Here is a 22,026-nt window from a genome sequence, read left to right on the forward strand (position 1 = left end):
CGCGTGGCGCGCAGATCCGTCGACGTCCCCGCCCTGGTCGAGTCGGCCAGGGCGGGTTCGCCGCGCGCCGTCGCCAGGCTCATCTCCCTCGTCGAGGACGGGCACGAGTCGCTGCGCGAGGTGATGGCGGCGCTCGCACCCCACGCCGGCAACGCGTACGTCATCGGCCTCACCGGCTCGCCCGGCGTGGGCAAGTCGACGACGACGACCGCGCTCGTGGGCGCCTTCCGGGAGCGGCGGCTGCGCGTCGGCGTGCTCGCCGTCGACCCGAGCTCGCCGTTCTCGGGCGGCGCGCTGCTCGGTGACCGGGTCCGCATGCAGGACCACGCGCTCGACCCCGAGGTCTACATCCGGTCGATGGCCTCCCGCGGCCACCTCGGCGGCCTCTCGTTCACGACGCCGCAGGCGATCCGCGTGCTCGACGCCGCGGGCTGCGACGTCGTGCTCGTCGAGACGGTGGGCGTCGGGCAGAGCGAGGTCGAGATCGCGGGACTCGCCGACACCTCCGTCGTGCTGCTCGCCCCCGGCATGGGCGACGGCATCCAGGCGGCCAAGGCCGGCATCCTCGAGATCGGCGACGTCTTCGTCGTCAACAAGGCCGACCGCGACGGCGCCGACGCCACGGTGCGCGACCTGCGCCACATGATCTCCCTCGGCGACCGCACCGAGCCGGGGCTGTGGCGCCCGCCCGTCGTCAAGGCCGTCGCCGCCCAGAAGGTCGGCATCGACGAGGTCATGGAGGCGCTCGACAAGCACCGCGCCTTCGTCGAGGAGAACGGCGAGCTCACCCGCCGGCGCGAGCGGCGGGCCGCCGACGAGATCGAGACCATCGCGCTCGCGGCACTCCGGGCCCGCTTCGCGCACGTCGCGGGACACGCGGGAGTCGTCACGCTGGCGCGCGAGGTGCTCACCGGCCACCTCGACCCGTATGCCGCCGCCGACCGTCTCGTGCTCGAGCTGGGCGAGCAGCTCGGCGCCTGACGCCTGCCCGTCCCTGACGTGGCGTCCGGGAACGATGTCGGAGGTTCACGCTCGGCACCCGCCGTCGTGAGCACGGCGGGCACCCCCGGCGCGAGGAAGCTCCGTCATCCGTCCCGGTCTGTCGGGCTCGGCGAGACGGGAGGGCAGGCGACCGCGCGAGGATGCGGGCGGCATACGGTGTGGGCATGCTGATCGCCTTCTCCGTCGCCCCCACCGTCGCGGCCGACGACACCGGCTCGGTGTCCGACGCGGTCGCCCGGGCCATCCGGGTCGTGCGCGACTCCGGCCTGCCGCACCGCACCGACGCCATGTTCACCACGATCGAGGGGGAGTGGGACGAGTGCATGGCCGTGGTCAAGCAGTGCTGCGACGTCATCGCCGCGAGCTCGCCCCGCGTCGGGCTCGTGCTCAAGGCGGATATCCGCCCGGGGTTCAGCGGTGAGCTCGACGGCAAGCTCGAGCGGCTCGAGCAGGCGCTCGACCGCCAGGGCGATGGCTGAGGACGGCTGGCGGCTGCGGCCCCCGACCCTCGAGGACTGCGACGAGCTCGGCCGGGTGCACATGGCCGTCTGGCGTGACGCGTACGCCGGCATCATGCCCGCCGACTACCTCGCGGGCCTCAGCGACGAGCGCTCGGCCGAGAACTGGCGCAGGCAGCTGTCGGCGCCCGAATGGCGCGAGGGCCAGACGCTGCTCGTCGTCGATCCGTCGGGAGCGCTCGCGGGCTTCGCGGGCGCGGGTCCCAGCCGGGACGAGGACGCTCCGACCGACTGGGAGCTCTACGTCGTCAACCTGCTGCCGCACGCCCGCGGCACCGGCGTGGCCGACCGCCTGCTCGACGAGCTCGTCGGCGACCGGGACGCGACGCTGTGGGTCGTCGAGGACAACGCCCGCGCCCGCGCCTTCTACGCCCGGCGCGGTTTCGTCGACGAGGGCGGCCGCTCCGAGCACCCGGCGACCGGCACCCCGGAGATCCGCCTGATCCGCCGCGTCGGGCGCTGACCGAGACCCCTGACCACCGGGCCGGGCCTGCTGGACCGGCCGCGCTGACCGGCGCTGCCGACGACCCGCCGACCGTCTTCGGTTGCGAAGAGGTCACGATCGCGATGATCGTCGACACCACCGGCCCGCCACCCGGCGCGCGGGTGCAGACTCACACCGCCGCCGGGCGAGCGCGCCCAGCGGAGGGACGGCAGGGGAGTGCGCGCGAGCGCCGAGGCGAGCAGGGGGCAGCATGACGAGCCGACGGCGGCGCCGTGCCAGCCTCCCCGCCACCGGACCTGGCGTCGGGCGGCTGGGCACCTTCGTCGCCACCACGCGGCACCGTCCTGGGCAGGCCCTGTCGCTCCTGCTGCTGTCGGCGCTGGTGACCGCGTCGGCCGTGTTCGGCCCGCTCTACGCCAGGTCGGTCGAGCACGGGCTGCTGCGGGACGCGCTGGCCCGCAGCACGGTGATGGCCACCGCCGCCGTGGCCGAGGCGCAGTCGGACGGGCGGAGCGTGCCTGCGGCGAGCACAGTCGCCGCGGCCCTGCCGGCATCGGTGCGCACCGCCTACGCGGCGCCCGTGGCGATGGTCTCGGGGCAGGTGCTGCTGCGCCAGTCGGACCGCCACGCCGGGGCTGACGTGCTGACGACCGCCTACGCCCCGCTGTCCGGGTGCGCGCACCTGCGGGTCACCTCCGGGGCGTGCCCGAGCGAGGCCGGGCAGGTCATGGTCTCCACCGCCGAGGCCGCCTTCGAGGGGTGGCACGTCGGTGACGTCGTCGGCCTGGTCGCGGCCCCGGACGGGTCGCCCGGCCGCGGTGCGCCCCAGCGCGCGGTGGTCGTCGGGACCTACGACCAGGTGCTCGACGACACGGCCTGGTTCGGGCTGCGGCTCACCGGCCGCGCCGGGACGAGGTCGATGCAGGGGCTTGCCTCGGTGCCGAAGGTGGACGCGCCCGTCGTCGCGCCGGCCTTCTTCGCCCAGACACCCGAGGGCACGACGACCACCTTCAGCTATGCCCTGCGACGGGACGCCCTCGGCGTCGACGAACTGCCGGGGCTCCTGGACAGCCTCCGGGTGGCACAGGACATCAGTGTCGACGGCCCGAGCACCCCGGTCCTGCGCAGCGGCCTCGACGAGCTCGGGCACACCGTGGTCCTCGGGCAGCAGCAGGCGGCGCTGCTGGTGCCTCTGCTGATGGGACAGCTGGCCCTCCTCGCCGTCATCGTGCTCGGCCTCGCCGCCTCGGCTGCGGTCGAGCAGCGCCGGCCCGAGATCGCGCTGGCCCGGCTGCGGGGCGAGGGCGTCCGCGGGGCGCGGCGGCTCGTCGTGACCGAGCTCGGCACCCTCGTCGCGCTCGGCGTGCCGGTCGGCGTCGTGCTGGCCGGCCTCGTCGACGTCGTGGCCGCGCGCCTCTGGCTGCCCGAGGGCGTGCCGTTCGACGTGCCACGGGGGGCGTATGCCGCCGCCGTCGTCGCGCTCGCCGCCGCCCTCGGCGCCGTCCTCCTCACCTCCCGCCGCGTCGTGCGCGAGCCCATCCCGTCCCTGCTCCGCCGGGTGCCGCCGCGGCCACGGTCGCTGGCTGTCGGCCTGCTCGACGCCGTGGTCATCACCGTCGCCGGAGCGGGCGTCGTGACCATCGTCAGCGGCAACGTCAGCGGTCCGCTGGCGATGGCGACCCCCGCGCTGCTGGCCTTCGCCGTCGGCCTGCTGCTCGCGCTCGTCGTGGTGCCCGTCGCGAGCCGCCTCGGCCACCTGCTGCTGCGCCGGGGTCACGTGGCGAGCGGCCTCACCGCCGTCCAGCTGGCCCGCCGGCCCGCGGTCCGGCGGCTCGTCGCCATCGTCACCGTCGCCACGGCCCTGCTCGTCTTCGCCACCGACGCCTACCTCGTCGCCGACCGCAACCGGCAACAGCGCGCGACGCTCGAAGCCGGCGCGCAGGTGGTGCTCCGGACGGACGCCAAGGAGCCCCGGCTCGTCCGGGACGTGCTGCGCCGGCTCGACCCGGGCTCGCGCTTCACGGCCCCGGTCGCGACCCTCTACGCGGGCAACACCGGCTCGCTCGCCACCATGGCCGTCGTGCCAGCCGCGATGCACCGGGTGGCACTGGACCCCGGCGGCGCCACGGCCACCCGCATCGACTGGTCGAAGCTCTCGGCCTCGGCCGGCGCATCGACCGAGCTGCGAGGAACCCGCGCGACCGTGACGCTCGACGGTCTCGGCATCGACAAGGTGGTGCCGGGCGCGGACCTGGCCGCGGGCGACGGACCACCGTCGCCCCACGGCCCGGACACCCTGCCGTTCCGGCTGGAGCTGCGCGACGGCACGGGAGCCGACGTGAACGTCCCGCTCGGTGCCGTGCCGTTCACCCGCACCGGCGAGGTCCGGCTTACCGGACGCATCCCGTGCGCGTCCTCGTGCACCCTGACCGGCATCTCGGTCGACCGCGCCGAAACCGAGACGAGGCTCATCGCCGGGCACGTCCGCGTGGGGTCGCTGACCACCGATGCCTCGTCAGCGATCCGGCTCGGCGACCTGCCCTGGGCCGAGGTCGGCACGCCGTTCCCGCTCCGCGACCTGCAACCCGACCGACCCGGCTTCGCGACGGTCGAGAGCGTGGGGGCCGACGGCATACGGCTGACGTTCGCCTCCACGGGAGGGATCGTGACGCTCTCGACCGGGCCACCGGCCCTGCCGGTCGTCGTGGCACCGTCGCCCGACGGCGACAGCGGCTCACCCGCTTCGTCGATCGTCGGGTTCAGCGGATCCAGCGTCGCGACCCGCGAGGTGGCGCGCGTGGCGGTCGCGCCCGGCAATGCGACGAACGTGGCACTGGTCGACTTCGACGCGCTCGCGGCGCAGGCGAGCCGGCTCTATGCCAGCGGCTCCATCGAGGTCTGGGTCGGGGACGCGACCCGGGCTGCGTCCGTGCAGCGAGCCCTCGAGGGGGCCGGCGTCACGGTGCTCTCGCGTTCCGACCTCGCCGACCTGCGCCGGTCCTACGACCGGTCCGCCTCCGCCTGGTCCCTGCAGCTGGCGATCGTCATCGGCATCGTGGCCCTCGTGCTCGGCGCCCTCGTCCTGCTGCTCGTGACCGTGACCTCGTGGCGGACCAGGTCCAAGGACCTCGCCGCACTGCGCCTCGCCGGGGTGCCTCCCCGACGCCTGCGGCAGGTCGCCGTGGCCGAGCAGGTCGTCGTCATCACGATCGCGGCGCTCGTCGGCGCAGTGTGCGGCGCGGTGGGCGGCCGACTGTCGCTCGGTCTCGTGCCCTTCTTCACCACCCCCTCCGCGACGTTCGTGCGCGACCTCGATCCCGCCCCTGCCGCGATGGTCACGGCGGCGGCGCTGACCCTGCTGTGGCTCGCCCTCGTGGCGGCCGGGCTCGGGGTGTGGCTGGCGCGGCGGGCCACGGTCACGAGAGTGCGGGAGCAGGCGTGAGGGTACGCACAGCACGGCGAACCTCTTCCGGCACAGGCGTGCTCGCCGCCCCGGAGGCCCGTCGCGGGCTCGACGTCACGACCCGCGGTCTCGTGGTCATCTACCGCTCGGAGGGGCACGACGTCGCTGCGCTGTCCGGGGTGGACCTGCGTGTCTCGGCCGGGGAGGTCGTCGGCCTGCTCGGGCCCAGCGGCGCCGGCAAGTCGACCCTCCTGACCGTCTTCGGAGGGCTGCTCGAGCCCAGTGCCGGCCGGGTCCACGTCGGGCACCACGAGATGAAGTCGATGACCGACGCCGCGCTCGACCGCTTCCGGGCCGGCGACGTCGGGCTCGTGCTGCAGGGAGCGGCCCGCAACCTGCTGCCGTACCTCACTCCCGCGGACAACGTCGCGTTCGCGCAGGCCGGAGCGCGGCGGCTGGGGCGGCAGGTCCCCGACGTCCGGGATGTGCTCGGCCTGCTCGGCATCGAGGACCTCGGCCACCGGCCGCTTCAGGGCCTGACGCCCGGGCAGCTCCAGCTGACCGCCATCGCCGTGGGCATGGCCTGCTTCCCGGGGCTCCTGCTCGGCGACGAGCCGACCAGCCAGCTCGACCACGAGTCCCGCGACCGGGTGCTCGACGCGCTCACCCACATCAACGAGCAGCTCGGCTCGACCATCGTCGTCGTCACGCACGACCCGCAGGTCGCGGCCAGGCTGCCCCGCACCGTCACCATCCGCGACGGGCGGGTGGGCGCCGAGGGCCGGCTCGGGGAGGAGTATGCCGTCGTGTCGGCCGACGGGTCCCTGCCCCTCTCGGGCGCCGCCCTCGACGACTTCCCGCCGGGGTCGCTCGTGCGGCTGCGCCACGACGGTGCCGGGTGGCGCCTGGAGGGCGAGGACGAGACGGACACGGCTGTCGACGCGGGGGGCGCTGCCCTGCCGGGGACGGAGATCGGATGAGGCTGCGACGCGGACGCGGCGGGGTGGCGCCCAACCAGCCCGCCGGCCCCTCTCCCGTGGACGACAGCACCGAGGGAGGCGAGGCGCGGACGGCGCTCGCGGCATACGGCCTCGGGGTGCGGTTCGGCGAGGTCGTGGCGCTCGACGACGTGACGCTCGAGGTCGCGCCCGGCGAGCTGGTCGCCGTCAGCGGGCCGTCCGGCGCCGGCAAGTCCACGCTGCTCTCGTCGCTGGCCGGGGCGCTCGACCCTGCCGCCGGGGTGACGGGACGCGTCGTCGTCGCCGGCTCACCGGTGCGGCCCTGCGACGCCCGGGAGGCCACGGTGGCCCTCGGGGTCTCGGTCGTGCCACAGGGCAACGGGCTGGCCACCGTGCTGACCGCCACCGAGAACGTCCTCGTGCCGCTCCTCGAGGCGGGAGTCCGGGCGCCGGAGGCGATCGAGCGCACCCGGGAGGCGCTGGCCGCCGTCGGCCTCGAGGACTCCGGGGACCACCTCGTCGAGGAGCTGTCTGGAGGGCAGCAGCAACGTGTCGCCGTGGCCCGTGCCCTCGCGGCACGGCCGCGCATCCTGCTCGCCGACGAGCCGACCTCCGAGCTCGACCACGCCAACCGCGAGCTGGTGCTGGCCCTGCTGTCGGAGCTCGCGGCACAGGGCGCGGCCGTGGTCATGGCGACGCACGACCTCGAGGCAGCCGCCGGCGCCACACGGCACGTCGTGCTCGACGAGGGCCGGGCGACGTCCGAGGCCTGACTGGCCGGGGCCGCGCGGCGCGGGGCCGTCCACCTCCGCCGGGCGCTCCTCGGGTGACCTGCCCGACATCAGGGCGGTCACACCAGGGAAGCGGCGTCCGGAACGTCCGGATTTGTGCATGGCAGGCCGCTTTACCGGATTGGGGTTGCGGGCGCCACCCTGCGTATCGTGGTGGGCGGCCGTGCGTTCGGCCATCCCTCCCCTGTGTCATCGAAAGGCTTCTCCATGCCCCGCCCCGCGATCCGCCGACGAGGTCTTGTTGCCGCGCTCGCCTGTGCGGCCATGCTCTCCGCCTGCACCGGCAACACGGACGACGGCGACACGGGCTCGGGCAGCGCTGCCGTCGCGGCGGACACCGCCCAGACCACCGCCGCCTCCGCAGTGGCCGCCGCGGCGAGCTCCTCGCTCGACGCGACGCCGGCCGGGGTCGCCGCGCGGCAGAAGGCCTTCGTCGGTGCCGCGCTGGAGTCGGCCAACGCGTACGCCAAGACGCTTCCCGGCCGCACCGCCGCAGAGAAGGCCGACGCCGAGCTCGCCACGACGGGTGTCAAGGTGCTGGGCGTCTCCCGCAGCGGCGACAAGCCCCGGCAGATCCTCGCGCAGACCACCCTGAAGAAGACCGGCGCCGCGGTGCTCGTGCTGCTCGTCGGTGACGGGGCGGGCGACCAGTTCAAGGCGGCCGCCGTCACGCCGATGCTCCCCGACGCCAAGCTAGACGCCCTCGACGCCCCGACCGGCGGCTCCGCCGCGATCGGCGACGGCAAGGGGCTGGCCACCAGCCCCTCCGATGCCATGAACGCCTTCGCGGCGTCGGTGAAGTTCCCCGACCCGACGCCCACCAAGGTCCTGGCCGACGACCCGCTCTCGGAGCAGCTGCGCCAGTCGGCGCGCGCCCAGTCGCAGGCCCTCAACAACCAGGGTGCCTTCACCCAGGAGCACCAGCCCAAGGGCGTCCTCGGCGGCCTGCGGCTCAAGGGCGGCAACGGCGCGATCGTCTTCGCCCACCTGGTGCGCAACGACGCCATTGCCATGCGTACCCCGGTCAAGCTCACGCCGGCCAAGGAGCTGACCCTGCTGACCGGCATCAAGCAGATCACGACGGAGGCCAACCTGACCTCCAACGAGATCGTGGCCATCGTCATCCCCGCGTCCGGGCAGGCCCGCATCGTCGCGGCGTCCGACCAGCTCGTCGCCGGCTCGGGCAGGTGAGGCAGGATTGATCTATGAGTCACCAGCCATTCACCGCAGCAGCACTGCGCGGTGCCGTCGACCTGTCATCGCTCAAGCGTCCGGCCCCGCAGGCTGGCCCCGCCTCCGGCGCGGGCTCCACCTCCGCGGACGGTGCTGGCCTCGTCATCGAAGGCACTGACGCCTCCTTCCGCGACGTCGTCGAGGCGTCGGCGACCCACCCCGTGGTCATGGTGCTGTGGTCGCCACGACTGAAGGAGTCCGCCGACTTCCTCACGACCTTCGGGTCGGTGGCCCGGCGCTACGCCGGCCGCTTCCAGCTCGTGACGGTCGACGTCGACGCCAACCCCGGCATCCTGCAGGCGTTCCAGGTGCAGGCCGTGCCCGTCAGCTTCGCCTTCGTGCAGCGTCAGCCGGTGCCGCTCTTCGAGGGCGCGCAGCCCGAGGCCCAGATCACCGCCGTCATCGACCAGGTGCTGCAGCTCGCCTCGCAGCACGGGGTCACCGGCACTGTGGCCGCCGGTGACGGCGCCGAGGCGCCCGAGGACGAGGTGGCCGAGCCGCCGCTGCCGCCGCTGCACCAGAAGGCCTTCGACGCGATCGAGGCCGGCGACCTCGACGGGGCCGCAGCCGCGTACCGGGAGGCGCTCGCCCAGAGCCCGGCCGACACCGACGCGAAGCTCGGTCTGGCCCAGGTGGGTCTGCTGCAGCGCACCCAGGGGGTAGACCTGCAGGCGGCCCGCGCGGCTGCCGCCGCCGCCCCGACCGACGTCGACGCGCAGATCCTCGTGGCCGACCTCGACCTGCTCGGTGGCCATGTCGAGGACGCGTTCCTGCGACTCGTCGACACGGTGCGGGTGACGGCCGACGCCGACCGCAACAAGGCCCGCGAGCACCTCGTGGAGCTCTTCGAGGTCGTCGGGGTCACGGACGAGCGCGTCGTCAAGGCCCGCAAGTCCTTGATGAGCGCCCTCTTCTAGCACCGGGCACTCGACCCGCGACGAGCCACCTCGGCGGCACCGAGCCACGGTTGCAGCAGCGAGCCACCCGTGCGCGGTGGCTCGCTGCTCTCGGGACGGCTTGGTGCTCGGAGGGTGGCCTCAGTCGGAGGCCGCGGTGTCGACGAGCGACTCCGCGAGCCGCTCGACCACCTCGGCCGCCATGTCTGCCATGTCCGCCGGAGCACCGGTCCCCGGCTGCGTCGTGACCCAGAGTCCCCACGCCGGGGTCGAGGGGTCGATGCCGGCCTCCACGACGACGAGGTGCACCGGCTCGGGGGCGGCCAGGTCGAGGTAGTCCTCGAGCCGGTCGCCCTCGACACGGTCGGCGACGACGACGTCGTGACCCTCGATGAGATAGGTCTCGGCCAGCGCGAGCCCGGCCGACCACCGCAGCAGCTGGCGCCGCACGAGCGCCACCCCGTCGTCAGGCCTCGGCGCGGGCGAGGCGGCACCGACCAGCATCGACTCGAGCACCTGGCCGTCGACGACGAGGGCGTCGCCGAGGAGCTCGCCCACCGCCCGGGCCAGCTGCCCGAGAGCCGACGCGTCGGCGCCCGTCACGAGGACGAGGCGACCGCGCGCGCCGGGCGGTTCGGCCGACGTCATCCGCCGAGGGCCGCGGTGACGACGTCCTTGGCCTCGGCCTGCACCCGGGCGAGGTGCTCCGGCCCCTGGAACGACTCGGCGTAGATCTTGTAGACGTCCTCGGTGCCCGAGGGACGAGCTGCGAACCACGCCGTCTCGGTGGTCACCTTGAGCCCGCCGATCTTCGCGCCGTTGCCCGGTGCCTCGGTGAGCTTGCCGGTGATCGGCTCCCCGGCGAGGGTCTCGGCCGTCACGTCGTCGGGGGAGAGGGCCGCGAGCTTGGCCTTCTCCTCGCGCGACGCCGCGGCGTCGATGCGGGCGTATGCCGGGTCGCCGTGTCTCGCCGTCAGCTCGGCGTAGTGCTGGCTGGGTGTCTTGCCGGTCGCCGCGAGGATCTCGGAGGCGAGGAGCGCGAGCAGGATCCCGTCCTTGTCGGTGGACCAGACCGTGCCGTCCTGGAGCAGGAAGCTGGCTCCGGCGGACTCCTCGCCGCCGAAGCCGACCGAGCCGTCGAGCAGCCCGGGCACGAACCACTTGAAGCCGACGGGCACCTCGAGCAGCGTGCGGCCCAGCTCCTGTGCGACGCGGTCGATCATCGAGGACGAGACGAGAGTCTTGCCGATGGCCGTCGTGGCCGGCCAGCCCGGACGCGCACCGCCGTAGAGGTACTGGATCGCGACGGCCAGGTAGTGGTTGGGGTTCATCAGCCCGGCGTCCGGCGTCACGATCCCGTGCCGGTCGGCGTCGGCGTCGTTGCCGGTGGAGAGGTCGTAGGCGTCCTTGTTGCGGATGAGCGATGCCATGGCCGACGGGGAGCTGCAGTCCATCCGGATCTTGCCGTCCCAGTCCAGCGTCATGAACGCCCACTGCGGGTCGACACGCGGGTTCACCACGGTGAGGTCGAGCCCGTGGCGCTCGGCGATCTCGCCCCAGTAGGCGACCGAGGCACCGCCGAGGGGGTCCGCGCCGATGCGCACGCCGGCGTCGCGGATGCGGGCCAGGTCCACGACGTTGGGCAGGTCGTCGACGTAGGTGCCGAGGAAGTCGTACGCGCCTGCCTCGCCCCGGGCCTGCTCGAACGCCACGCGCCGCACCTCGCGGAGGCCACCGCGGATGAGGTCGTTGGCGCGCTTGGCGATGACGGACGTGGCATCGGTGTCGGCGGGTCCGCCGTGCGGCGGGTTGTACTTGAAGCCACCGTCGGCCGGCGGGTTGTGCGAGGGCGTGACCACGATGCCGTCCGCGAGACCGCTTGCGCCGGAGCCCTTTCCGCGGTTGGCACGCAGGATCGCGTGCGAGACGGCGGGGGTGGGCGTGAACCCGTCGCGGTCGTCGACGAGGACCTGCACGCCGTTGGCCACGAGGACCTCGAGGGCCGAGCGCCAGGCCGGTTCGGACAGGCCGTGGGTGTCGCGCCCGATGAAGAGGGGACCATCGAAGCCCTGCGAGACGCGGTAGTCGACGATGGCCTGCGTGGTGGCGAGGATGTGGTCCTCGTTGAAGGCCGTGCGCAGGCTCGAGCCGCGGTGCCCGGAGGTGCCGAAGGCGACCTGCTGGTCGGGGTCGTCGACGTCGGGGTGACGGTCGTAGTAGGCACTGATGAGCGCGTCGACGTCGACGAGGTCCTCTGCCTGGGCCCGCTGGCCGGCACGGGGGTGCGTCATGAGAGGTCTCCGTTCGGGGTCGAAGGAAGAGCTGCAGCGTCCGCCGCGGCCGACGACGTGTCCACGGCCGGATCCTCCAGCGCCTCGGCCATGGACTCCGCGATGACCTCGGCGCTGACCGGAGGCGAGACCTCCTCGGCGGTGCCGACGATCATCTCCGGCTGCGCCTCCTCGACCGGGACGAGCCAGACGGTGGAGAGCCGGGGGACCGTCACGTCGACGGCATACGGCTGGTGGTGCCAGTCCTCACGGCGCGCGTCGAGGACGATGCCGGCGCTGCTGGGGGCGTCGGGGTGGTAGCCGGCCGTGTCGAGCACGACCTGCCAGCGCCCGCCACGGGGCAGCCCGATCCGGTATGACTCCTGCGTCTGACCGCTGAAGTTCATGACGCACGCGACCACCGGTGCGTCCGCGCTCCGGTCACCCTTGCCGAAGCGCAGCCACGAGAACGTGTTGTGCGCCGCGTCGTCGGCCTCGAGCCACTCGAAGCCCGCAGGGTCGGCGTCGAGCTCCCACAGGGCGCGGTTGCCCTTGTAGATGGCGTTGAGGTCCTTGACGAGGTTGTGCACGCGGTAGTGCAGCGGCTGCTCGAGCAGCCACCAGTCGAGGCTGCGGCCCTCGGACCACTCCGACTCCTGGCCGAACTCGCAGCCCATGAAGAGCAGCTGCTTGCCCGGGTGGCACCACAGGTAGGCGAGGAAGGCGCGCAGCGTCGCGACCTGCTCCTCGCGGGTGCCGCGCGACTTGCGCAGGAGCGAGCCCTTGCCGTGGACGACCTCGTCGTGGCTGATCGGCAGCACGAAGTTCTCGTCGAACGCGTACATCAGCGAGAACGTCAGCTTGCCGTGGTGGTACTTGCGGTAGATGGGCTCCTCGCCGAGGTACTTCAGCGAGTCGTTCATCCAGCCCATGTTCCACTTGAACCCGAAGCCGAGGCCGCCCTGGTTGGTGGGACGGGTCACGCCCGGCCACGTCGTCGACTCCTCGGCGATCGTGACGATGCCGCCGGCCCGCTTGTACGCGGTGCCGTTGGTCTCCTTGAGCAGGCGGACCGCCTCGAGGTTCTCGCGGCCGCCCTCCGAGTTGGGGAGCCACTCGCCGGCGCCACGCGCGTAGTCGAGGTAGAGCATCGAGGCGACGCCGTCGACGCGCAGGCCGTCGACGTGGAACTCCTCGAGCCAGTAGAGGGCGTTGGCGACGAGGAAGTTGCGAACCTCGTTGCGGCCGTAGTCGAAGATGTTGGAGCCCCACTCGGGGTGCCAGCCGCGCCGGGGGTCCGGGTGCTCGTAGAGGGGCAGGCCGTCGAAGCGGGCGAGCGCCCACTCGTCGGTGGCGAAGTGCCCGGGCACCCAGTCGAGGATGACCCCGATGCCGGCCCGGTGCAGCTCGTCGACGAGGTAGCGGAAGTCGTCCGGAGTGCCCCAGCGCGAGCTCGGCGCGTAGTAGCCGGTGACGTGGTAGCCCCACGACGGGACGTACGGGTGCTCCATGACGGGCAGGAACTCGACGTGGGTGAAGCCGAGGTCGCGCACGTAGTTGACGAGGTGCTCGGCGAGGCCGCGGTAGCCCAGGTCCTGGCGCCACGAGCCGAGGTGGACCTCGTAGGTGCTCATCGGGCCCTGGTGGGAGTTGCGGGTGCGGCGCGCCTCCATCCAGTCGTGGTCGCGCCACTCGTAGTGCGTCTCGGTGACGATGGCCGCCTGCTTCGGCGCCACCTCGGTCATGCGCGCCATCGGGTCGCTCTTGAGCCGGACGAGCTCGTCGGGACCGCGCACGGCGAACTGGTAGTTCATCCCCTCGCGGGCGCCGGGGAGGAAGAGCTCCCAGATGCCGCTCTCGCCGAGCGCGCGCATCGGGTGCGTGCGACGGTCCCAGTCGTTGAAGTCGCCGATGACGTGGACCGCCTTGGCGCGCGGTGCCCAGACGGCGAACGAGACGCCCCAGACCTCGCCGAGGGGCCCGGGGTAGTGGCGCACGTGCGAGCCGAGGACGGTCCACAGCTGCTCGTGCCGGCCCTCGTTGATGAGGTGCCGGTCCATCTCGCCGAGCGTCGGCGCGAAGCGGTAGGGATCGTCCTGGACGTGCTCGACGCCGTCGCCGTACTCGACGAGCAGGCGGTAGTCGTGCGTCGAGGTGAAGTCCGGCGAGGTCATCGACCAGATGCCGTCGCGGACGTGCCGCAGCTCGACCCGGTCGCCGGTGTCGAGGCGCGCGCCGACGTGCGTGGCATACGGCCGGAACGCCGTGATGGTCAGGCCGCCCGGCCCGACGTGCTGCCCCAGCAGGTCGTGCGGCTGCGCGTTGCGACCGCTGAGGAACGCCGAGATCGCCGCCTCGTCGAGCGAGGGGCCCTGGCTCGTGTCGGTGGTCATGGGGTGCCTTCCTCGGTGGTGAGCCGCTCGACGGCGCCGAGCGGGATGGGCAGCCAGGTGGGCCGGTTGCGGGCCTCGTAGACGACCTCGTAGAGCGCCTTGTCGAGCTCGAGGGCGCGGGTCAGCGTCCGGGCGTCGGCGTCGGGCTCACCGGCCACGGAGGCGTAGCCCTCGAGGAACGCGGTGCGGCAGGCGGCGGCCCAGTCCGTCGCGTCGACGGGCGGGTCGGCCAGGGCGACCGAGCCGGCGGCGTAGTCGAAGGAGCGCAGCATGCCGGCGACGTCCCGCGCCGTCAGGTCGGGGCGTACGCGTTCGGCGAGCGGGCGCAGCGGCTCACCCTCGAAGTCGAGGGCGACCCAGCCCCGCTCCGGCACGTCGAGCACCTGGCCCAGGTGGTAGTCGCCGTGGATGCGCTGAAGGGGCGGCCAGTGGACCTCGCCGACCCGTGCCACGACGCGGTCGACGGCGGCGGAGCAGGAGGCCAGCTCGGGCACGAGCGCCACCGCGGCGGCATACCGCTCCCGCATCGACACGGCCAGCGCCTCGCGCGCCTCGGGCGTGACCTCGTGGGTGCCGAGCGCGTGGGCGAGGGCCGTGTGGATCTGCGCCGTGACGACCCCGAGGTCACGTGCCCGCGCGGTGAAGTCGGCGCCCGACGCGGCGGCGACGAGCGCCACGCGCCAGGCGTCCTCGACCCCCGGGATGAACTCCTGCGCGAACGCGAGGTGCCCGTGCATCGGTGCGTCACCGGCGGGGGAGTCCCACGCGCCGGACAGGTGCCCGAGGGCCATGGGGACGCGGTCCGAGCCCTCCTCGGTGAGCGCCGACTGCACGACGACGTCGGGGTTGTCGCCGTCCTGCAGGGTGCGGAAGACCTTGACGATCAGCGGCTCGGCCGGGCCGGCGTCCCGGGCCGCCATGCGGCAGATGATCGAGGTGTTGGACTGCTCACCGCTCAGCACGTTGGACGACGACACCACCCCGTCGACGCGGTGGGTCGACGAGCCGGTCGCGAGGGCGTTGCTGCCGACGGAGGCCTGCGCCTCGTCGGACACGCCGGCGCCGAGGATCGTCTCGACCAGCTGCGCGACGTAGACGGGGTCGTGCGGGGCGTCGTAGACCCACCGCGTGCCGAGGACGCTGTGCTCCATCGTGCCGAGCAGTGCGTTCTCGGCGCCGTCGAGCGGCGCCGACCGGTAGGTGAGCGGCACCTGGTAGACGACGGCGGGGGAGACGGCCTCGTCGGCGAGCAGGAGGGTCTCGCAGCCCACCTCACCCTCGGGGTCCTCGAAGCGGAAGCCGCCGACCCGGCGCAGCTGCGGGACGTGTCCCTTGCCGTGGTACCAGCGCTGGGCCGGCATCCACTCGGCGACCATCTCGGTCTTCGTCGGCACGATGGTCGCGCCCTTGTGCACGATCGCCATCAGCGGTTGTCCTCCCCGCCGCGCACCTGCAGCCAGAAGAAGTCACGCGAGCCGAGCGTGAGCGTGACGCGGCCGTCGTTGGCGACCCACGGGAAGCCCTGGCCGCCGAAGAGGTCGATGAGCTGGCGCCCGGAGAGGTGCTCCGGCAGCTGGATCGTCGCGGCCTGCGGACGGCTCGAGAGGTTGTTGACGCAGAGCACCGCCTCGTCCGGGTTGTCGGGGTCGCCGGAGAGCACGCGGGTGAACGCGAGGATCGCGTCGTTGTCGGCCTGGACCACCTCGAAGTCGCCGAGCCCGAAGACGGGGTGGCGGCTGCGGATCTGGAGCATGCCGCGGACCCAGTGCAGGAGCGAGGCCGAGGAGGCCATCTGCGCCTCGACGTTCACGTTGTTGTAGTGGTAGACGAGGCTGCTGATGACCGGCAGGTAGAGCTTGCCGGGGTCGACGCTCGAGAAGCCCGCGTTGCGGTCGGGGGTCCACTGCATCGGCGTGCGCACCGCGTCGCGGTCGTTGAGCCAGATGTTGTCGCCCATGCCGATCTCGTCGCCGTAGTAGAGGCAGGGCGATCCGGGCAGCGAGAGCACCAGCGCGTGGATCAGCTCGATCTCGGGCCGGGAGTTGTCGAGCAGCGGCGCGAGGCGTCGGCGGATGCCGACGTTGGCCCGCATGCGCGGGTCGGGCGCGTACCAGCCGTACATCGCGGCGCGCTCCTCGGGCGTCACCATCTCGAGCGTCAGCTCGTCGTGGTTGCGCAGGAAGGTGCCCCACTGCGTGCCCTTGGGGATCTCCGGGGTGTCGGCGAGCACGTCGATGATCGGGTGCGCCTTCTCCTCGCGGAGGGAGTAGTAGAGCCGCGGCATCACCGGGAAGTGGAAGCACATCTGGCACTCCGGCGCCTCCTCGGTGCCGAAGTAGTCGACGACCTCGGCCGGGGGCTGGTTGGCCTCGGCGAGCAGGATGCGTCCGGGGTACTCCGCGTCGACCATGGCGCGCAGCTCTGCGAGGAACTCGTGGGTGCGCGGGAGGTTCTCGCAGTTGGTGCCCTCCTCCTCGAAGAGGTAGGGCACCGCGTCGAGGCGGAAGCCGTCGATGCCGAGGTCCATCCAGAACCGCACGATGTCGAACATCGCCTCGCGCACGGCCGGGTTCTCGAAGTTGAGGTCGGGCTGGTGGCTGAAGAAGCGGTGCCAGAAGAACTGCCGGCGCACCGGGTCGAAGGTCCAGTTGGAGACCTCGGTGTCGACGAAGATGATGCGCGCGTCGTCGTAGCCGTCGTCGGTGTCGGACCAGACGTAGAAGTCGCCGTAGGGCCCGTCCGGCTCGGCGCGGCTGGCCTGGAACCACGGGTGCTGGTCGCTCGTGTGGTTCATGACGAGGTCGGTGACGATCCGGATGCCGCGGGCGTGCGCCTGCGAGACGAGCTCGGTGAACTCGGGCAGCGTGCCGAACTCGGGCAGCACGGCCTTGTAGTCGGAGATGTCGTAGCCGCCGTCGCGCAGCGGCGAGGCGTAGAAGGGCGGCAGCCACAGGCAGTCGACGCCGAGCCACTGGAGGTAGTCGAGGCGCTGGATGAGCCCGGTGAAGTCGCCGGCGCCCACCCCCTTGGAGTCGGCGAAGGCGCGGACGAGCACCTCGTAGAAGACGGCCTTCTTGAACCACTGCGGGTCGTGCTTCAGCCCCGGCTGGGAGAGGTTGAGTCCCTGCATGCGGTCAGTGGCTCCTCACGTGGATGATGTGGACGGGTTCGGAGTCCGGCCCGAGGCGGACGAAGTTGTCCTGGCGCCACTCCCACGTCTGGTTGGTGATGTGGTCGTGGGCGTCGAAGGTGGACCATGTCGCCATACCCAGCGCCTCCATGTCGAGGTGCACCCACGTCTCACGGCTGGCGTGGGGGTCGAGGTTGGCGACGACGAGCACGGTGTCGCGCTCGCCGGTGGCCGGGTCGATGACGCGGGACTTGCTGAAGACGAGGACGTTCTCGTCGTCGGCGGAGTGGAAGCGCAGGTTGCGCAGCCACCGCAGTGCCGGGTGCCAGCCGCGGATGTCGTTGAGCCGCTTGAGGTACCACGCCAGCGAGCGGCTCTCGAGGGGGCCGCCCGGCTCGTAGAGGTACCACTGGCGGTCCTTGTACTCGTACTTCTCGTTGTCGAGCTGCTCCTCGGCGCCGGGCCGCGCGACGTGCTCCATGAGCTCGTAGCCGGCGTAGATGCCGTAGGTGGGCGACATCGTCGCGGCCACCGCTGCGCGCAGCTTCCAGGCCGTCGGCCCGCCGTACTGCATGTAGGGCGTGAGGATGTCGTGCGTCGTGGGCCAGAACGACGGGCGCATGTAGGCGGCACCCGTGTCGTCGCCGGCCAGCTCGCGGCCGTACTCCTCGAGCTCCCACCGGGCGTTGCGCCAGGCGTAGTAGGTGTAGCTCTGCTGGAAGCCGGCCTTGGCCAGCTCGTGCATCATCGCCGGCTTGGTGAACGCCTCGGACAGCCAGATCGTCTCGGGGTACTCCAGGGCGACGTCGGCGATCAGCCACTGCCAGAAGGCGACCGGCTTGGTGTGGGGGTTGTCGACACGGAAGATGCGGATGCCGTGGTCGAGCCAGACCTGGATGACCCGGCGCACCTCGGCGTACGCCGCGGCCGGGTCGTTGTCGAAGTTCAGGGGGTAGATGTCCTGGTACTTCTTGGGCGGGTTCTCTGCGTAGGCGATGGAGCCGTCGGCGCGCGTCGTGAACAGCTCCGGGTGCGTGTGCACCCACGGGTGGTCGGGGGAGGCCTGCAGCGCGATGTCGAGGGCGACCTCGAGGCCGTTGCTGCGGGCCTCGGCGACGAAGTGGTCGAAGTCCTCGAAGGTGCCGAGGTCGGGGTGGATCGCGTCGTGCCCGCCGTCGGGCGAGCCGATGGCGTAGGGAGATCCGGGGTCGCCGGGTTGCGCGGCGAGGGAGTTGTTGCGGCCCTTGCGTGCCGTCGTGCCGATCGGGTGGATCGGCGTGAGGTAGACGACGTCGAAGCCCATGGCGGCGATCGCGGGCAGCCGCTGGGCCGCCGTGCGGAAGGTGCCCGACACCCATTCGCCGGTCTCCTCGTCGCGGTGCGCGCCCTCTGACCGCGGGAAGATCTCGTACCACGCGCCGTAGAGCGCGCGCTCGCGCTCGACGTGGAGGGAGTATGCCGGCGAGCTCGACACGAACTCGCGCAGCGGGACCAGCGCGGCGAGTCCCTGGATCTCGGGGGAGGTGGCGGCGCCGAAGCGGTGCGCGGCCGGCATCCGGGTGTCGCCCAGGGCCACGATGCCCTTGTCGATCTCGCTCGCGTCGATGCCGAGGCCGCGCACGGACTCGGCGAACCGCTCGAGCACCCGGACGCCCTCGGCGCACATCAGGTCCTCGTCGACGCCGGCCTCGATCTTGATGCCGGCGTCGTGCACCCACGTCGCGTAGGGGTCGGACCAGCCCTCGACGCGGTAGGTCCACCAGCCCTCGCGGTCCGCGGACACGGTCGTGGCCCACTCGGACAGCCCCGGGTTGACGCTGTGCATCGCGAAGTAGTGGTCGCCGCCGTCGGGGTCGGTGAGCACGGCGGTCGCGTTGACGGCGTCGTGGCCCTCGCGGAAGACCTTGGCCCGCACCGTGAACTCCTCGCCCACGACGGACTTGGCGGGGCGCCTGCCGCAGTCGACGAGCGGGCGCACGTCGCTGACGGGGATGCGGCCCATCGGCAGCGCGCCACCCGGCATACCCTCCACCGTGGGCGGGGTGCTCACGATGTGGGCGGGAGCCAGGTGCACGGCCCCGGCCTCGGTGTCGTCGACGAACGCGGTGTCTGCTGTCGGGGTGGCATCCGCCCGCTTGGGGACGGTGGTGCGCACGCGGGCTGGCCTGCTGGGACGAGACTTCTTCGCTGAGCCGGTCACGCGTCGACCGTACCCAAGTTGGGCGATCGGGCGTACCCGGCGACCACGGCACAGACCGGGTGAAACACGGTTGCAAGGTCTGCAAGAAACCGACATCAGAGGCCTCTATGCTGTCCCCTTGTGAAGGCCATCCGACGCTTCAGCGTCCGTACCGTCCTGCCGAGCCGCATCGAGGGGCTCGGCGTCCTCGCGAGCAACCTGCGCTGGTCGTGGCACCCGCCGACCCGCGACCTGTTCGAGAGCATCAGCCCCCGCAAGTGGGCCCAGGCGGGGGAGGACCCCGTCAAGCTGCTCTCGCGGCTGTCGTCGGACGAGCTCGCCGCGCTCGCCGCCGACGACGAGTTCGTCAGCAGCGTCGTGCGCGCCAACGAGGACCTCCACCACTACCTCACCGACGAGCGCTGGTACCAGTCGTGGAGCCGTGAGCAGGAGGCGGCCGGCAAGGCGGCCCCGGCGGCCATCGCCTACTTCAGCCCCGAGTTCGGCATCACCTCCGTGCTGCCGCAGTACTCCGGCGGCCTCGGCATCCTCGCGGGCGACCACCTCAAGTCGGCCTCCGACCTCGGCGTGCCCATCGTCGGCGTCGGCCTCTTCTACAAGACCGGCTACTTCAAGCAGTCCCTCAACCGCGACGGCTGGCAGGTCGAGACCTACCCGGTGCTCGACCCCGACGGGCTGCCCCTGGCGCTGCTGCGCGAGGACGACGGCACGCCCGCGGTCGTCACCGTCAACCTGCCGGCGGGCCGCCAGCTGCACGCCCACGTGTGGAAGGCCCAGGTCGGACGCGTCCCGCTGCTGCTGCTCGACTCCGACGTGCCGGGCAACGACGAGCAGACCCGCAGGGTCACCGAGTCACTCTACGGCGGCGGCGGTGACACCCGTCTCGAGCAGGAGCTGCTGCTGGGCATCGGCGGCGTGCGCGCGCTGCGCCTGTGGTCGCGCCTGTCCGGGGCCCCGACGCCCGAGGTCTACCACACCAACGAGGGGCACGCCGGCTTCCTCGGTGTCGAGCGCATCACCGAGCTCGTCCGCGACCACGGCCTGACCTTCGACGAGGCGCTCGAGGCGGTCCGGGCCGCAACGGTGTTCACCACGCACACGCCCGTCCCGGCCGGCATCGACCGCTTCGACGCCGCCAAGATCAACCTCTTCTTCGGCGGCGCCAACGCCATCCCCGGCGTGCCGGTCGAGCGCCTGCTCGCCCTCGGTGCCGAGGACTACGAGGGCGGCCAGCCCGGCATCTTCAACATGGCCGTCATGGGCCTGCGCCTCGCGCAGCGCGCCAACGGCGTCTCGCAGCTGCACGGCGTCGTCAGCCGCGAGATGTTCGACGGGCTGTGGCCGGGCTTCGACGACGACGAGGTGCCGATCTCGAGCATCACCAACGGCGTCCACGCCCCGACGTGGGTCGACCGCGCGGTCTACGACGTCGCCCTCAAGCACCTCGGCACCGCCGACATCGCCGGCCAGAACGCCTGGGACCGCATCGACGAGGTGCCGGCCGACGCCATCTGGTCGACCAAGCGCGAGATGCGCGAGAAGCTCGTCCACGACGCCCGCCGCCGGGTGCGGTCCTCGTGGCACAAACGCGGGGCCACCGAGCCCGAGCTCGGCTGGGTCGACGACGTGCTCGACCCCGACGTGCTGACGATCGGCTTCGCCCGCCGCGTGCCCACCTACAAGCGCCTCACCTTGATGCTGCGCGACCCGCAGCGGCTCAAGGCGCTGCTGCTGCACCCGACGCGCCCGGTCCAGCTCGTCATCGCCGGCAAGTCCCACCCCGCCGACGAGACCGGCAAGCGCCTCATCCAGGAGATGGTGCGCTTCGCCGACGACCCAGAGGTGCGCCACCGCATCGTCTTCCTGCCCAACTACGACATCGCCATGGCCCAGCACCTCTACCCGGGCTGCGACGTCTGGCTCAACAACCCGCTGCGCCCCTTCGAGGCGTGCGGCACCTCGGGCATGAAGGCCGCCCTCAACGGCGGTCTCAACCTCTCCATCCTCGACGGCTGGTGGGACGAGTGGTTCGACGGCCGCAACGGCTGGGCCATCCCGACCGCCGACGGTGTCGAGGACGCCGACCGGCGCGACGACATCGAGGCCGCCGCGCTCTACGACCTGATCGAGCACGACGTCGCGGCGAAGTTCTACGACCGTGACGCCGCCGGCCTGCCGCAGGGCTGGATCGCGATGATGACCCACACCCTCAAGACGCTCGGCCCCAAGGTGCTCGCCAGCCGCATGGTCGAGGACTACACCTCGAAGCTCTACAGCCCGGCGGCCGGCGCCGGCCGCGCGGTGGGTGCCCGCGACTTCGCCGGCGCCAAGGACCTCGCCGCCTACAAGGCCGAGGTCCGTCAGGCCTGGCCCAAGGTGAAGGTCGAGCACGTCGAGCCCTCGGGCCTGTCGGACTCGCCGCAGATCGGTGACGTCCTCGACCTGCGCGCCTACGTCTCGCTCGACGGGCTGACCCCCGACGACGTCGAGGTGCAGCTCGTCCACGGCCACGTCACCGAGGGTGACGAGCTCTGGGGCACCGAGGTCGCGCCGCTGCAGCTCGTCGAGTCCTACGACGACGGCCGGCACCAGTTCGCCGGCTCGCAGCCGCTGCGCCGCACCGGCTCGTTCGGCTACAGCGTCCGCGTCGTGCCCCGGCACGAGGGCCTGGCGAGCCCGGCCGAGATGGGTCTGGCGCGCAACGCCTGAGACGACGCAACGACCGAGAGCCCGGACCCGCGTGGGTCCGGGCTCTCGGCGTATGCACTCGCTAAAGGCCCGCAGCG

At 72.6% G+C, this 22,026-nt stretch carries 15 protein-coding genes; 9 read left to right on the plus strand and 6 right to left on the minus strand.

Translation table 11 applies throughout. The annotated features are described in order from the left end of the window. The first annotated feature begins 3 nt into the window (after window positions 1–3). The 8 genes from meaB to AB0316_RS11340 all read left to right on the plus strand — a co-directional run bounded on the left by meaB (window position 4) and on the right by AB0316_RS11340 (window position 9,268). A complete protein-coding gene (meaB, locus tag AB0316_RS11305; RefSeq protein ID WP_366273109.1) occupies window positions 4–981 on the plus strand; it encodes a methylmalonyl Co-A mutase-associated GTPase MeaB in 978 nt (325 codons plus the stop codon). Between the two features lie 185 nt (window positions 982–1,166). Then, the gene (locus AB0316_RS11310; protein ID WP_366273110.1) at window positions 1,167–1,481 is read left to right on the plus strand and encodes a thiamine-binding protein; all 315 of its coding nucleotides are present in this window, start codon (window positions 1,167–1,169) and stop codon (window positions 1,479–1,481) included. Further along, on the plus strand, window positions 1,474–1,983 hold the full coding sequence (locus AB0316_RS11315; protein ID WP_366273111.1) for a GNAT family N-acetyltransferase: 510 nt from the start codon (window positions 1,474–1,476) through the stop codon (window positions 1,981–1,983). Before AB0316_RS11310 ends, AB0316_RS11315 begins: the two co-directional genes overlap by 8 nt. A 232-nt stretch (window positions 1,984–2,215) precedes the next feature. Next, the gene (locus AB0316_RS11320) at window positions 2,216–5,407 is read left to right on the plus strand and encodes an FtsX-like permease family protein (protein WP_366273112.1); all 3,192 of its coding nucleotides are present in this window, start codon (window positions 2,216–2,218) and stop codon (window positions 5,405–5,407) included. 38 nt (window positions 5,408–5,445) lie between these two features. Beyond that, window positions 5,446–6,348: an ATP-binding cassette domain-containing protein gene (locus AB0316_RS11325; RefSeq protein WP_366273113.1), complete on the plus strand. Its 903-nt coding sequence runs from the start codon at window positions 5,446–5,448 to the stop codon at window positions 6,346–6,348. Continuing rightward, window positions 6,345–7,100 (plus strand): ATP-binding cassette domain-containing protein, encoded by a 756-nt coding sequence (locus AB0316_RS11330; RefSeq protein ID WP_366273114.1) that lies wholly within the window; start codon window positions 6,345–6,347, stop codon window positions 7,098–7,100. The genes AB0316_RS11325 and AB0316_RS11330 overlap by 4 nt, the downstream gene beginning before the upstream one ends. A gap of 225 nt (window positions 7,101–7,325) precedes the next feature. Next, window positions 7,326–8,309 (plus strand): hypothetical protein, encoded by a 984-nt coding sequence (locus tag AB0316_RS11335; protein WP_366273115.1) that lies wholly within the window; start codon window positions 7,326–7,328, stop codon window positions 8,307–8,309. A gap of 14 nt (window positions 8,310–8,323) precedes the next feature. Next, window positions 8,324–9,268 carry a tetratricopeptide repeat protein gene (locus AB0316_RS11340; RefSeq protein ID WP_366273116.1) on the plus strand — a complete coding sequence of 315 codons (945 nt, stop codon included), beginning with the start codon at window positions 8,324–8,326 and terminating at the stop codon, window positions 9,266–9,268. 120 nt (window positions 9,269–9,388) lie between these two features. Here AB0316_RS11340 and AB0316_RS11345 read toward each other — a convergent pair whose 3' ends face one another. From AB0316_RS11345 to AB0316_RS11370, 6 genes are read right to left on the minus strand one after another with little or no spacing between them, the layout of a single operon-like run. Further along, window positions 9,389–9,895, minus strand: coding sequence for a hypothetical protein (locus AB0316_RS11345; RefSeq protein WP_366273117.1), 507 nt, complete (start codon window positions 9,893–9,895; stop codon window positions 9,389–9,391). Further along, window positions 9,892–11,538: a phosphoglucomutase (alpha-D-glucose-1,6-bisphosphate-dependent) gene (gene pgm / locus AB0316_RS11350; RefSeq protein ID WP_366273118.1), complete on the minus strand. Its 1,647-nt coding sequence runs from the start codon at window positions 11,536–11,538 to the stop codon at window positions 9,892–9,894. Before pgm ends, AB0316_RS11345 begins: the two co-directional genes overlap by 4 nt. Further along, window positions 11,535–13,910: a 1,4-alpha-glucan branching protein GlgB gene (glgB, locus tag AB0316_RS11355; RefSeq protein ID WP_366273119.1), complete on the minus strand. Its 2,376-nt coding sequence runs from the start codon at window positions 13,908–13,910 to the stop codon at window positions 11,535–11,537. The genes pgm and glgB overlap by 4 nt, the downstream gene beginning before the upstream one ends. Beyond that, entirely contained in the window at window positions 13,907–15,334 is a 1,428-nt protein-coding gene (locus AB0316_RS11360) for an aminoglycoside phosphotransferase (RefSeq protein ID WP_366273120.1), read from the minus strand. Before AB0316_RS11360 ends, glgB begins: the two co-directional genes overlap by 4 nt. After that, window positions 15,334–17,040 carry a maltose alpha-D-glucosyltransferase gene (treS, locus tag AB0316_RS11365; protein ID WP_366273121.1) on the minus strand — a complete coding sequence of 569 codons (1,707 nt, stop codon included), beginning with the start codon at window positions 17,038–17,040 and terminating at the stop codon, window positions 15,334–15,336. Before treS ends, AB0316_RS11360 begins: the two co-directional genes overlap by 1 nt. 4 nt (window positions 17,041–17,044) lie before the next feature. Then, window positions 17,045–19,240, minus strand: a complete 2,196-nt coding sequence (locus AB0316_RS11370; protein ID WP_366273122.1) for an alpha-1,4-glucan--maltose-1-phosphate maltosyltransferase — start codon at window positions 19,238–19,240, stop codon at window positions 17,045–17,047. A gap of 120 nt (window positions 19,241–19,360) precedes the next feature. Here AB0316_RS11370 and glgP point away from each other — a divergent pair, with 120 nt between their 5' ends. Further along, window positions 19,361–21,949 carry an alpha-glucan family phosphorylase gene (gene glgP / locus AB0316_RS11375; RefSeq protein ID WP_366273123.1) on the plus strand — a complete coding sequence of 863 codons (2,589 nt, stop codon included), beginning with the start codon at window positions 19,361–19,363 and terminating at the stop codon, window positions 21,947–21,949. Window positions 21,950–22,026 lie beyond the last annotated feature (77 nt).

Origin of the sequence: Terrabacter sp. NPDC080008, assembly GCF_040702505.1 — a bacterium.
In the GTDB taxonomy this organism is placed as follows: Bacteria; Actinomycetota; Actinomycetes; order Actinomycetales; family Dermatophilaceae; genus Terrabacter.